Source organism: Streptomyces sp. NPDC088261 (assembly GCF_044740805.1).
Taxonomy (GTDB): Bacteria; Actinomycetota; Actinomycetes; order Streptomycetales; family Streptomycetaceae; genus Streptomyces.
Genome location: NZ_JBIURL010000014.1, coordinates 151,915 through 164,195 on the forward strand (window position 1 = coordinate 151,915; position 12,281 = coordinate 164,195).

The 12,281-nt window shown below is 72.4% G+C and carries 11 protein-coding genes and 1 pseudogene; 6 read left to right on the plus strand and 6 right to left on the minus strand.

Annotated features, from left to right (window positions below; translation table 11 throughout):
* Positions 1–203: 203 nt before the first annotated feature.
* Together ACIODU_RS25240 and ACIODU_RS25245 are read left to right on the plus strand one after the other, a co-directional pair.
* On the plus strand, positions 204–974 hold the full coding sequence (locus ACIODU_RS25240; RefSeq protein ID WP_401770039.1) for an SDR family NAD(P)-dependent oxidoreductase: 771 nt from the start codon (positions 204–206) through the stop codon (positions 972–974).
* Positions 975–1,047: 73 nt separating this feature from the next.
* Positions 1,048–1,581 (plus strand): GNAT family N-acetyltransferase, encoded by a 534-nt coding sequence (locus ACIODU_RS25245; protein WP_401770005.1) that lies wholly within the window; start codon positions 1,048–1,050, stop codon positions 1,579–1,581.
* A gap of 44 nt (positions 1,582–1,625) precedes the next feature.
* Here ACIODU_RS25245 and ACIODU_RS25250 read toward each other — a convergent pair.
* From ACIODU_RS25250 to ACIODU_RS25265, 4 genes and pseudogenes are all read right to left on the minus strand, one after another.
* Positions 1,626–2,476 (minus strand): annotated as a pseudogene (locus tag ACIODU_RS25250) (EamA family transporter).
* Complete coding sequence (locus ACIODU_RS25255; protein ID WP_401770006.1) at positions 2,473–3,048, minus strand: YbaK/EbsC family protein; 576 nt, start codon at positions 3,046–3,048, stop codon at positions 2,473–2,475. The pseudogene ACIODU_RS25250 and the gene ACIODU_RS25255 overlap by 4 nt, the downstream one beginning before the upstream one ends.
* 169 nt (positions 3,049–3,217) lie before the next feature.
* Positions 3,218–4,861 carry a penicillin-binding transpeptidase domain-containing protein gene (locus tag ACIODU_RS25260; RefSeq protein ID WP_401770007.1) on the minus strand — a complete coding sequence of 548 codons (1,644 nt, stop codon included), beginning with the start codon at positions 4,859–4,861 and terminating at the stop codon, positions 3,218–3,220.
* Positions 4,862–5,078: 217 nt separating this feature from the next.
* Positions 5,079–6,488, minus strand: a complete 1,410-nt coding sequence (locus ACIODU_RS25265; RefSeq protein ID WP_401770008.1) for a mycothione reductase — start codon at positions 6,486–6,488, stop codon at positions 5,079–5,081.
* Positions 6,489–6,664: 176 nt separating this feature from the next.
* Here ACIODU_RS25265 and ACIODU_RS25270 point away from each other — a divergent pair, with 176 nt between their 5' ends.
* Positions 6,665–7,573, plus strand: coding sequence for a hypothetical protein (locus ACIODU_RS25270; protein WP_401770040.1), 909 nt, complete (start codon positions 6,665–6,667; stop codon positions 7,571–7,573).
* A 107-nt stretch (positions 7,574–7,680) separates the two neighbouring features.
* On the opposite strand, the gene ACIODU_RS25275 is transcribed toward ACIODU_RS25270, so the two are convergent.
* Positions 7,681–8,160, minus strand: coding sequence for a hypothetical protein (locus tag ACIODU_RS25275; RefSeq protein ID WP_401770009.1), 480 nt, complete (start codon positions 8,158–8,160; stop codon positions 7,681–7,683).
* Positions 8,161–8,289: 129 nt separating this feature from the next.
* Here ACIODU_RS25275 and ACIODU_RS25280 point away from each other — a divergent pair, with 129 nt between their 5' ends.
* Complete coding sequence (locus tag ACIODU_RS25280) at positions 8,290–8,742, plus strand: HIT family protein (RefSeq protein ID WP_401770010.1); 453 nt, start codon at positions 8,290–8,292, stop codon at positions 8,740–8,742.
* Positions 8,743–8,820: 78 nt separating this feature from the next.
* On the opposite strand, the gene ACIODU_RS25285 is transcribed toward ACIODU_RS25280, so the two are convergent.
* A complete protein-coding gene (locus tag ACIODU_RS25285) occupies positions 8,821–10,548 on the minus strand; it encodes a phospholipid carrier-dependent glycosyltransferase (protein ID WP_356429764.1) in 1,728 nt (575 codons plus the stop codon).
* Positions 10,549–10,775: 227 nt separating this feature from the next.
* Between ACIODU_RS25285 and rsmI the strand changes: the two genes are divergently transcribed.
* Together rsmI and ACIODU_RS25295 are read left to right on the plus strand one after the other, a co-directional pair.
* Entirely contained in the window at positions 10,776–11,672 is an 897-nt protein-coding gene (gene rsmI, locus ACIODU_RS25290) for a 16S rRNA (cytidine(1402)-2'-O)-methyltransferase (protein WP_401770041.1), read from the plus strand.
* A gap of 128 nt (positions 11,673–11,800) precedes the next feature.
* Positions 11,801–12,256 carry a hypothetical protein gene (locus tag ACIODU_RS25295; RefSeq protein ID WP_356429767.1) on the plus strand — a complete coding sequence of 152 codons (456 nt, stop codon included), beginning with the start codon at positions 11,801–11,803 and terminating at the stop codon, positions 12,254–12,256.
* Positions 12,257–12,281: the final 25 nt, after the last annotated feature.

The window sequence follows — 12,281 nt, forward strand, 5'->3', positions numbered from 1 at the left end:
ACGCGAAGAAGCCCCCCTCGACTCGCCGGAGGACCGGGCGGGGCGCCCCCGGCCCTGGTGCCGGAGGTGGGTTCGGCGGCATGATCGCCGGACCGCCGGCCGGATGGGTCGGGTGGCCGGACGGAGTGAGTGGCATGCGACAGGTGGATCAGGCGGAGGCGGGACGGACCGGGGACCAGCCGGTGGGGGACGTGCCGCCCGGTGTGCGGCGGTTCGACGGGTACGGGGTGCTGATCACCGGGGCCGGGCGGGGGATCGGTGCGGCTACCGCGCGGCGGCTGGCCCGTGAGGGGGCCCGTGTTCTTGTCACCGATCTGGAGGAGGAGCGGGCTCGGGCCACGGCCAGCTCCCTGCCGGGTGCGCTCGCGTACCGGTGTGACGTGGGCGATCGTACGGAGGTCGAGGCGGCGGTCGCGTATGCCGTGGAGCGGTTCGGCTCCCTCGACGTCCTGGTCAACAACGCGTACGCCTGCGCACCCGACGCGCCGCTCTTCGAGGACGAGCCGGACGACGTCTGGGCGCGGGACCTCGACATCACCCTGACCGGGGCGTTCCGCTGCGCGCGGGCCGCGCTGCCGCACCTGGCGGCCTCGGGGCGCGGCGCGATCGTCTCCATCGGCTCCGTCAACGGCGAGCAGGACTTCGGCAACCACGCCTACAGCGCGGCCAAGGCGGGCCTCGCCAGCCTGACCCGTACCCTCGCGGGCCATGCCGCTCCCCGGGGGGTACGGGTGAACCTCGTCGCCCCCGGCACCATCCGCACGGAGGGCTGGGCGGGCCGCGAGGACGCGCTGGACCGCGCCGCCGCGCACTACCCGGCGGGCCGGGTGGGCACCCCGGAGGACATCGCGTCGGCGGTCGCGTTCCTCGCGTCCACGGACGCGGCGTGGATCACCGGCGTGACGCTCCCCGTCGACGGCGGCATCCTGACGAGCAACCTGGGCCTGCGACGGGCCCTCGGGGGCGAGGACTGAGCCGATCGTCCGGTACGTGGCGGCCGGGACGGCCACCTGCCGCCGCGCCGACCCGTCCCCGTACCGTTTCCCCATGCCCGAACTCCAGCGCCTGCGCCCCGACCACGCCCCGGCCCTCCTCGCGTTCGAGCGCGAGAACCGGGCCTACTTCGCCGTGTCGGTCACGGACCGCGGCGACGCGTACTTCGCGCACTTCGACGCCCGTCACGACGCGCTGCTCGCGGAACAGGCCGCCGGGCTCTGCCACTTCCACGTGCTGGTGGAGCGCGGGGGAGAGGTGGTGGGGCGCGTCAACCTGGTGGACGTGGCGGACGGGTCCGCCGAACTGGGCTTCCGTATCGCCGAGAAGGCCACGGGGAGAGGGCTGGCGACCGTCGCCGTCCGCCGGATCCTCAGGCTGGCCGCCACGGAGTACGGACTGACCTCCCTGCGGGCGGGCGCGGCGCGCGACAACCTCGCCTCGCGGGCCGTCCTGACCCGCACCGGGTTCACCCCTACGGGCGAGAGCGTCTTGGGCGGGACGGGCGGGACGGGCGGGACAGGAGGGCGGGCGGGGATCACCTACGTACGGGAGTTGGCGCGCACGTCCACCGGTACGGGCTCCTGACCGTGGACCCCCGCCGTCACGTGTGCAGGCGGGGACCCCCGCCGTCACGTGTGCAGCATCAGGCCGATCCCCACCACCATCAGCCCCGCCGCCGCGATCCTCGGCGTGCCGAAGCGCTCCTTGAAGAACACCGCCCCTATCGCCGCGCCCACGATGATCGACGACTCCCGCAGCGCCGCGATCGGGGCCAGCGCCGCCCGGGTCTGGGCCCACAGGACCAGCCCGTACGCCGCGACCGACAGGAAGCCGCCCAGCAGGCCCAGCGCGGCGTGCGGGCGGAGTTGGGGGAGAAGGACGCGGGCGCCGCGCACGTGGAGCGCGTACACCGGGATCAGGACGCCCTCCAGGATCATCAGCCACGCGAGGTAGCTGACGGCCGAGCCCGCGTTCCGTACCCCCACCCCGTCGACGACGGTGTACGCGGCGATCGACAGACCCGTCGCCAGCGCCGCCACAGCGCGGGCCAATGGGGCTTGGTACGCGAGCCCTTGATGCCCCACAGGGCCACCCCCACCAGCCCCGCCGACGCCACCGCCACCCCCGCCGCCTGCCAGGCGTCGAGCTTCTCGCCCACGAAGAGCGCGGCCAGCACGGTGACCACCAGCGGCGCCGTACCGCGCGCGATCGGGTACATCTGGCCGAAGTCCCCGAGGCTGAACGACCGCATCAGCAGCGCCTGGTAGGCGATGTGCAGCGCCGCCGAGACGAGGAGGTACGGCCATGCCGCCGCGTGCGGCAGCGGGGCGAAGCAGGCGGCCACCGCGCCGAGCGCCGCGCCGCCGCCGGCGATCAGGGTGAAGGCGAGGAGCTGGTCGCGGATGGTGTGCGCGATGGCGTTCCAGGTCGCGTGGGTGAGGGCGGCGACCAGGACCGCCACGGCGACGAGCGGAGTCACGCCTTGCGCTCGCGGACGTCCACCAGGGTGCCGTTGGCGTGGGCCACCAGGGACGCGGGGTCCATCGGGAAGACGGTGTGCGGGGTGCCGGCCGCCGCCCACACCACGGCGTGGTCGAGGAGGCCCCGGTCGGCGAGGACGGTGGTCTTCGTACGGTGGCCGAAGGGCGGGATGCCGCCGATGGCGTACCCGGTGGTCTCCCGTACGCGATCGGCGTTCGCCCGGGTGACGGCCGCGGCGCCCAACTCCCGCCGTACCCGCTCCAGATCGACCCGTGAGGCGCCGTCCATCAGTACCAGGACCGGGACCCCGTCGGCCTCGAAGACCAGGGACTTCACGATCTCGTCCAGCGCGCAGCCGACCGCCGCCGCGGCCTCGGCGGCGGTGCGGGTGGCGTCGGGGAAGCGGCGTACCTTCCCGGCCAGGTCGCCGAGGCCCAGCTCGCGCAGGGCCTCGGCGAAGCGGGGGTGCGCGGCGGTGGGGGGTGCGGGGGCCGGGGCGGGGGCCGTGGGGGTGGGCGCCGGGGGGTGAGGCGCGGTGGCGGGAGCTGCCGTGGTGTCGCGTTCGTTCATGGCCGGCACGCTAGTCGGCGGGGTACGGGCTCCGCGAACGGCTTTGGCGCCCGCGAAGCTTCCGGCCGGCACCCCCGTGAGCCCCGCCACCTCCGCCACCCGCGTGGGTCCCGGTCACCCGCGTGAGCCAAGGCCCCCCGTGCCCCGCCCCCCCCGCGTGAGCCTAGGCTCACCCCGCCCCCAGCACCGCCGCCACCACCGGCCCCGCCGCGTCCGCCCCGTGCCCGCCGGACTGGACCACCGCCGCGGCCGACAGGTCGTCCTGGTACCCGGTGAACCAGCTGTTCGAGTCCGCCTGGTTGTCGACCTCGGCGGAGCCGGTCTTCGCGCCCTTGTCACCGCCGAGCCCCGACATCGCCTGCGTGGCGGTGCCGTACGAACTCGTCGCCGTCAGCCGCATCATGTACCGCAGGTTCTGCGACACGGCGGACGGCAGCGAGCGCTGCGCGTACGCGATCTGCCGGTCGTCCAGCGTCTTGGACACGATGACCGGCTGCCGGAAGGTGCCGTTCTTCGCGGTGGCCGTGATCGACGCCAGGTTGAGCACGTTCATCTGCACCGTGCCCTGCCCGATGTACTGCGCCGCCGCCTCGCCGCCCGCCGCGGCCGGCACGCTGCCGTCGAACGACGTCACGCCCGTCTGCCAGTTGAGCCCGATGCCGAAGACCTCCTGGGCCTCCTTGCTCAGCGCGGCGTCGTCGTGGGTGTCGTCGATGAAGTGGATGAAGCCGGTGTTGCAGGAGCGGGCGAAGCTCTGCGCGAAGGTGCCGCCGGGGATCGAGAAGCCCTCGAGGTTGGTGAACGTACGCCCCTGGTACAGCACATCGGGGGAGCAGTCCGCCGGGCCGTCCGGGCTGGCGAGGCCCTTCTCCATCAGCATCGCCGCCGTCATGATCTTGAGCGTGGAGCCGGGCGCCTGCTTGCCGAGCATCGCCGCGTTCCAGCCGTCGCTCCGGTTGTTGGCGACCGCGACGATCTCGCCCGTGCTCGGCTTGACGGCCGCGACCGACGCCTCGCTGAACTTCTTCACCGCCGTCTCCGCCGCCGCCTGGACGTTCGCGTCCAGCGTCGTGCGCAGCTTGCCCGCCTTGCCCTTGGCGAGCGTGAGGAGCGTCCGGTTGGGCGTGGTGGCGTCGTCGCTGCTCAGCGACAGCTCGACGCCGGGCGTGCCGCCCGCGTCCTCGCCGTACTTTTTGCGCAGCTCGTCCAGGATGCCCGCGAGGGACGGGTACTTCTCCGCCGTCAGCACCGTGCCGTTCCGGTCGACCGCCTCGATCGGCGGGACGGACGCCTCGCCCGTCACCAGCGACGTGGTCGCGGTCAGGTCGGGGTGGATCACGCTCGGCGCCCAGTCGACGAGCGGCTTGCCGGTGGTCAGGCCGCGCACCACCGTCAGTTCGGAGCTGTACGACCAGGGCTTGCTCCTGCCGTCGAACGTGACCGTGGCCTTGACGGTGTACGGCACCTTCGCGCCGACCGGGGTCCCGGGGGTGATGACGGCGGAGGCGACGTGCGCCGCCTCCCGGTAGTCGGTCAGCACGGACTGGGCCTCGGCGGCGTTGTTGGTCAACTGCGCGGCGGCGGCCGGGTCCTTGCCGCTCGCCCACGCGGCGAGGAAGTCCTTGGCCGCCTTGTCGATCTCCTCGGCGCTCAGCGGGCCGGTCTTGACCTCCTCGGACTGCGAGGTCGTGGTGGTGTCGCCCGTACCGCCCTCGCTCAGCCCGCTGAAGACGTTGACCGCCCCGTACCCCACCCCACCGACGACCACGGCGAACACCCCGCCGACGATGGCCACTTTCGCTCCGCTGCGCATCCTGCTGTCCCCTCCCCGGAGCCTCCTTTGAACACGTTCAAGGAGGCAGTCGGGGGAACTCTACGGGACAGGTGTGACAGATCGGCCGGGTGTTATCGGACTGCGACGATGACATTCGGGCGGCGGACGGTCGACGTTACGGCGGTGTACGGATGACGTTGGGGCGGCGTACGGAGGCCGTACGAGTGCTCCGTACCCCCCGCGCCGGCGGTCCCGGCTACGCGGGCGCCACCCGCAGATCCAGCTTGAGCAGGGCGTTCTCCACCAGCTCCGGCATCGCGGGATGGATCCAGTACTGACCGCGCGCCATCGTGCGCGCGTCGAGGCCGAAATGCATGGCCTGGATGACCGGCTGGATCAGGGTGGGCGCCTCGGGCCCGATGAGGTGGGCGCCGAGGAGGAGGCCGGTGATCGGGTCGGCGAGGAGTTTGACGAAGCCGGTGGTGTCCTCCATCGCCCAGCCGTACGCGATGTCCGCGTACGCGTGCGTCGCGCAGACGTACTCGATCCCGGCCGCGCGCGCCTGCTCCTCGGTCAGGCCGACCGAGGCGATCTTCGGCGCGGAGAACACGGCGTGCGGCACGTACCGGTGGTCGGACTCGATGGGCGCGTCCGGGTTCAGCAGGTTGTGCTGCACCACCCGCGCCTCGTGGTTGGCGACATGCTTGAGCTGGTACGGGGAGCTGATGTCGCCCAGCGCCCAGACGCCCTCCACGGACGTGGCCTGGGTGCTGTCCGCGTACACGCGCCCGTCGTCGGTGAGCTTGAGCCCGCCCGCGGCGGCGTCGATCAGGTCGGTGTTGGGGACGCGGCCGGTGGCAATGAGGAGTTCCTCGGCCTCCAGGGTCTCGGGGCCGTCGGGCCCGTCCACGTACACCCGTACCAGACTCCCCTCCCGCTCCACGCGCGACGCGGTCCGGTCCATGCGCAGATCCCAGCGCTGCCCGGCGAGGTCGGTGAAGCGGCGGGCGATGTCGGTGTCCTCGTGGCGCAGCAGCAGGTCCGAGCGCCCGATGACGGTGATCTCGACGCCGAGGGCGGAGAAGACGTGCGCCAGCTCGACGCCCACGAACCCCGTCCCCATGATGATCATGCGCGGGGGCAGCTCGTCCAGGCGCATCACGGTGTCGCTGGTGAGGTAGCCGGACGTGTCGATCCCCGGCAGCGCGGGGACGGCGGGGCGGCTCCCGGCGGCGACGACGATCCGGTCGGCCGTGAGGGCCTGCGGCCCGGCGGCGGTCTCGACCACCAACTCCCGTACGCCGGTGAAGCGGGCGGTCCCCTTGAGCAGCGTGACGTTGGGGCTGCCCTCGGCGCGGTAGCGCTCACCGCCGGCCGCGATGGGGTCGATGCGGCCGAAGATCCGGTCCCGGATCTCACCCCACCGCACCCCCCGCAGCTCCAGATCCACCCCGAGCCGTGACGAACCGGCGGGCGTACGGGCGCTGTCGGCGGCGTGCACGAACATCTTGGTCGGGATGCACCCGACGTTCAGGCACGTCCCTCCGTACACGGAGCCGGGCCCGATGCCCTTCTCCACGATCGCCACGTCCCACTCGGCGAACCGCTCGTCCACGATCGAGTTCCCCGAACCGGAACCGATGATGACGAGGTCGTAATGGCGCATTCGTTGATCCGTCCTTGCTGTTCTGATCGTCACGCTGCTACAGACTCTCCGAAGTCTCTCCCGCCCCCAGGCCGGGCACCAGCCCCGGGCCGACCACCGACCACCGACCACCGACCGCCGATCACCGAACGCCGACCGCTGACCACCGACCGCCGATCAAGGAGCACCAGGCCGTGATGTACGTCGAGATCTCCCCGCGCCTGCGCGAGGCCGCCACCGGACTAGGGGCGGGCGTTCCGTACGCCTTGAAGGTCCTGGCCGGCCGGCTGGCCGAGGAGCCGGAGCTGGGCCGGCCGATGGGTCCGCCCGGCGTCCTCACGGTGATGGTGGACGGTGACCTGTTCGAGGAGTGCCCGACCCTGGCGGTCGACTATGTGCGCGGGCCGGACAGGATAGAGATACGGCAGGCGACCTCGACCCGCGCCGCCGCTCCGGCCCGGTCCCGGGAACGGCTGGTGGACCCGGCCGCGGAAGCCGAGGCGGAGGCGCTCACCGTACGAGAGGTCAAGGACGCCTGGCAGCGCGTGACCCGCTGGCTCGGGCGCCGCGCCTCCGCCTCCTACGAGGCCCTTCGCCCCGGCGCCGGCCCCGCCGCCCTCGCCGCCCTGGAACGCGACCTCGGCACCCCGATTCCGCCCGCCCTGCGCGCCCTGTGGTCGCTGACGGCGGGTGACGACGGGGTGGGCGGGCGGGGATGCCTGCCGGGAAACCGGGCCCTGATGACGCTGGACGCGGTGGCGGAGTCGTACCGGCACCGCATGGGCGCCCGCGGCGCCCACCGGCCGGAACCGGAATACGACCGGTTCACCGCGTGGCAGGCGACCTGGATCCCGGTGATCTCCCTGGCCCCGGCCGACGGCACGTCGGGCCTGTACCTGGACACGGCGACCGGCTTCCTGGGCGGCTGGTCCCGCTACAGCGAACCTCCGGCCGACGAACTCGACACTCTGGTCACGTACTTGGAGGAGGTGGCCGACATGCTGGAGGCCCCGGCCCTGGCGACGAGGGACCGGCCGGGGCTGAGGGACGGGGCGCTGGTGTGGAGCGGGGAGGCGGAGGACGGCTGGCATCCTCTGGCGGGGTGAGGCCCCACAAGACAAGAGGGACGACACAAGAGGGACGACAGGGTCACGCACCCGGCCCCTCACGCGCCGGGCCGCTCACGCACCCGGCCCCTCACGCACCGGGCCCCTCACCCACCCGACACCTTCCCCGCCCGGCGCTCGGCCATCTCCCCCGTGACGGCCGCCGCCCCGGCGCAGACGACGCCGCCCAGGGCGAAGCCCACGACGGCCTGGTTGACGTAACCGGGAACGGCGTCGGTGGCGAAGCTTCCGCCGCCCGTCGTCTCGCAGACGAAGCGGAGGGGCACGTAGTCCACGCGGTAGTCGATGACCTGCGACGCGCGCTCCCACTGTCCAGGGGTACGGCAGGGCAGGAGCGGCGAGGAACTGGCACCCCCGTCCTCCGCCGCCAGCACCGCACCGGCGGCGAGGAGCAGCCCCCAGGTGTAGACGGCGACGGCGCCCGCACCCAGCAGCGAGCCGAGACACCGCAGCCACACCACCCGCCCGGCCCCTCGAACCCCGACCCGCCCGAGCACGCCGAAGCCGTACCCGGCCAACCCGAAGGCGGTGATCAGAGCGACCGGAATGAGCAGCAGAAGCACCATCCGCAGAGTGCACCAGCCCGCCCCCACCCCGGATGTGACGGACCCCACAATTCCGGCAACGAGGCTGTCACAGTCCGTCCCGCCCGGCGTAGCCCGTGTCCGGGGCGGGACGGTCCTACGATCCTGGTCATGACGACTCCCGCCTGCTACGCGTGCGACCAGGAAGCCCAGTTCGACGTACTTCCCCCTCGGGAGCGCGTGGCCTTCGACCAGCACTGGCGGGCGGCCCACGCCTTCGGCACCGCGCTGCCCGGCTGGCTGGTGCTGCTGCCCCGCCGTCATGTCACCGCGGTCCACGACCTCACCGACGCCGAGGCCGCGTCACTGGGAACCTGGCAGGTCAAGCTCTCCCGGGCCCTGCGGGCCGTGACGGGCTGCGTCAAGACCTACGTCATCCAGTTCGCCGAAGCCGAAGGCTTCGCCCACGTGCACTTCCACATCGTCCCGCGCCCGGCGGACCTGCCCCCGGAGCACCGCGGACCAGGCGTCTTCAGGCTGCTCCAACTCCCCAAGGAGCAACAGGTGACGGCCGACCGGGCAGACCACCTGGCCCACTCACTCCGCCCCCACCTCGACACCTGACCCCGAACCGCACGGCTCCGGCCGCAGCGCGCCCGGCCGGAACCCCGTTCGCCCAGGGCGCGCGGCGCGCGAGGATCGCTACACCCACGTGTCGAACCACATCCGGTTCCGCCACGAGTCCACCGGAATCGACGTCCCCGTGTACAGCGGCCAGAAGTAGATGAAGTTCCAGACGATCAGCAGGACCAGGACGCCCGCGCCCACCGCGCCGATCGTGCGGCGGCGTTCGTCCGAGCCCGCCGGGCCCGCCATCGCGCCGATCATCATCGCGACCGCCAGGCACAGGAACGGGACGAAGATGACCGCGTAGAAGAGGAAGATCGTGCGTTCCTGGTAGTGGAACCACGGCAGCCAGCCCGCCGCCACCGCGCACGCGATCGCGCCCGCGCGCCAGTCGCGGCGGAAGATCCACCGCCACAGCAGGAAGAGCAGCGCGAACGCCGCCGTCCACCACAGCAGCGGCGTCCCCAGCGCCAGTACCTCGCGCGCGCACTTGCCCGTCGTCGTCGCCGGGCAGCCGTCCGTGCCGGCCGCCGGGGACTCGTAGAAGTACGAGACCGGCCGGCCGAGGACGATCCAGCTCCACGGGTTCGACTGGTACGTGTGGCCCGACGTCAGGTTCGTGTGGAACTGGAAGACCTCGTACTCGTAGTGCCACAGGCTCCGGATCGAGTCCGGCAGCCACGTGAAGTGCCCGCCCCGGCCCTCGCCCTTGGTCGCCCAGTCGCGGAAGTAGCCGTCGTCCGTGACGAACCACCCCGTCCACGACGCCAGATACGTCGCCACCGCGACCGGCACCGTCGACACGAAGGCCGGCAGGATGTCCCGCAGGATCACGGCCCGGTACGGACGTACGGCACCGGCCGTGCGGCGCGCGCCCACGTCCCACAGCACTGTCATGACCGCGAAGGCGACCAGGACGTACAGACCGCTCCACTTCGTCCCGATCGCGAGCCCGATCATCACCCCGGCCGCGAGCCGCCACGGCCGCCAGCCGAGCCGGAGGTTCTCCGCGATCCTGACGTCCGGACGCAGCACACCCTCCGCGTCCTCGGGCAGCGCGGCGGCCAGCCTGCGCCGGGCCCAGTCGCGGTCGATCAGCAGGCACCCGAACGCGGCCAGCACGAAGAACATCAGGATCAGGTCGAGCAGCGCCGTACGGCTCATGACGAAGTGCAGGCCGTCGACGGTCAGCAGCGCCCCCGCCAGGCACCCCAGGAACGTCGAACGGAACAGCCGCCGCCCGATCCGGCAGAGCAGCAGCACCGACAGCGTGCCGAGCACCGCCACCATGAAACGCCAGCCGAACGGGTCGAGGCCGAACATCTCCTCGCCGAGCCCGATGACCCACTTGCCCACCGGCGGATGCACGACATAGCCGGGATCCGACGGCACCGTCACGGAGGACGGGTCGGCCAGGATCAGCTTGTCGACGTCCTTGACCTTCCAGTTGCCCTCGTACCCCTGGTGCATCAGGGCCCAGGCGTCCTTGGCGTAGTACGTCTCGTCGAATATCACCGCCTTGGGTGACCCCAGGTGCCAGAACCGCAGCACCCCCGCCACCAGCGTGATCAGCAGCGGCCCGCCCCACGCCGACCAGCGCGTCAGCCGCGCCGCCAGGGCGGGCGGGCACGCGAGCACCGCCCACAGCCGCTCGGAGGGTTCGGTGTACGGCGGCACCAGCCGCTCGCGCAGCCCGATCACCGGCCGGGGAACATGGCCGAATCGGCGCAGCCGCTGGGGCCATGAGGGCGGCTTGTCGCCGGCGTCGGGCCCCTGGAGGGCTTCTGGCGCAGTACTGGTCACCGCGCCATCGTAGGGAACGCCGCTGTGAGTGGTGCGCGTCGCGCCCTGCGAGGATGACGGATGTGAACGGAACGCAGGCAACGCCGGGACCGAACGAGCCGTATGAAGCGTACGAATCTCATCCATTGAGTGCGCCGCACGAAGCCGAAGATGACGTCAGAGAGGGAGAGACGGGAGAGACGGGAGGGACGGGACAGGGGTCGGGAGAGAGTGACGACGACCTCCCCCTGGAGCCCGGTGCCTACGCGTCGCGCGGGACCGGCGGCGTCCTCGTCCTCGCCGGCACCCCCATCGGCGACTTCGGCGACGCCCCGCCCCGGCTCACCGCCGAGCTGGAGACCGCCGACGTCATCGCCGCCGAGGACACCCGCCGGCTGCGGCGCCTCACCCAGGCGCTCGGCGTGCAGCCCCGTGGCCGGATCGTGTCGTACTTCGAGGCCAACGAGTCGGCCAGGACCCCGGATCTGGCCGACGCGCTGTCCGGCGGCGCGCGGGTGCTGCTCGTCACGGACGCGGGCATGCCGTCCGTCTCGGACCCCGGCTACCGGCTGGTGGCCGCCGCGGTCGAGCGCGGCGTCCGGGTCACCGCCGTACCGGGACCGTCCGCCGTCCTGACCGCGCTCGCCCTCTCCGGCCTGCCCGTCGACCGCTTCTGCTTCGAGGGGTTCCTGCCCCGCAAGGCGGGCGAACGCCTCACCCGGCTCCGCGAAGCCGCCGGCGAGCGCCGCACCCTCGTCTACTTCGAGGCCCCGCACCGGCTGGACGACAGCCTCGCCGCGATGGCCGAGGTCTTCGGCGCCGACCGCAGGGCCGCCGTGTGCCGCGAGCTGACCAAGACGTACGAGGAGATCAGGCGCGGCGGTCTCGGCGAGCTGGCCGTCTGGGCGGCGGAGGGGGTACGGGGTGAGATCACCGTCGTCGTCGAGGGCGCGCCGGCGCCGGGGGCCGGCGACCTGGCCCCCGAGGAGCTGGTGCGCAGGGTGCTGGTGAGGGAGGAGGCGGGCGAGCGTCGCAAGGAGGCGATCGCCGCCGTGGCCACCGAGGCGGGGCTGCCCAAGCGCGAGGTGTTCGACGCCGTGGTCGCGGCGAAGAACGCCGCTCGGGAAGGTAAAGGACGATCGTGAAATGCAAAGCGAAGACCGGGTGCCGGGCCCTTTGTACATGAGTAGGCCAAGACCGCTCCATTAATCGACAGGGCCCGGTGCGCTCCCGCCGTAATAGGCGTCCACTGGAGAAGTGGAGAGGAGCTGGCATGACTGAGATTACCGGCACCGCCGTCGCTCACGAGGCATATGCGTTCTGTTGCATGCGCTGTGGTCATGGGTGGGAACAGGCCTATGACATAGAGCACCACGTCGACGGCACGGGTCACAATTTCGTCGTATACAAGGCCGGCGGAGTGCGGGTCCCTTCCCCGCTCTCCAGCCCGTCGTGCAGCAACTGCGGGGGACACGTCGTACGGATCATGAGGTCCGGGCAGGTGTCGTCGGTGAGGGCACTGGCGATGCAGCAGTACGAGCCCGCGAGGACGGCCAAGGCGGCCAGGAACGGCAAGGCCGCGAAGGCGGCGAAGGCGTCCAAGGCGGACAAGAACGGGAACATACCCGCGCGGGGCGACGGGTCGGAGCCGGGGGACGGGGGCACGGGGAGGCCCGTCCACCACTGGCACCTGTCCGACCTGCTGCACCCGTTCCACCACCGCAGGTGAACCACCGCACGTGAAGCGCGGGGGG

Coding starts and splice junctions, on each gene's coding strand:
- ACIODU_RS25245 (WP_401770005.1), top strand. CDS start 1,048: ATGCCCGAACTCCAGCGCCTGCGCCCCGACCACGCCCCGGCCCTCCTC.
- ACIODU_RS25255 (WP_401770006.1), bottom strand. CDS start 3,048: ATGAACGAACGCGACACCACGGCAGCTCCCGCCACCGCGCCTCACCCC.
- ACIODU_RS25260 (WP_401770007.1), bottom strand. CDS start 4,861: ATGCGCAGCGGAGCGAAAGTGGCCATCGTCGGCGGGGTGTTCGCCGTG.
- ACIODU_RS25265 (WP_401770008.1), bottom strand. CDS start 6,488: ATGCGCCATTACGACCTCGTCATCATCGGTTCCGGTTCGGGGAACTCG.
- ACIODU_RS25270 (WP_401770040.1), top strand. CDS start 6,665: ATGTACGTCGAGATCTCCCCGCGCCTGCGCGAGGCCGCCACCGGACTA.
- ACIODU_RS25275 (WP_401770009.1), bottom strand. CDS start 8,160: ATGGTGCTTCTGCTGCTCATTCCGGTCGCTCTGATCACCGCCTTCGGG.
- ACIODU_RS25280 (WP_401770010.1), top strand. CDS start 8,290: ATGACGACTCCCGCCTGCTACGCGTGCGACCAGGAAGCCCAGTTCGAC.
- ACIODU_RS25295 (WP_356429767.1), top strand. CDS start 11,801: ATGACTGAGATTACCGGCACCGCCGTCGCTCACGAGGCATATGCGTTC.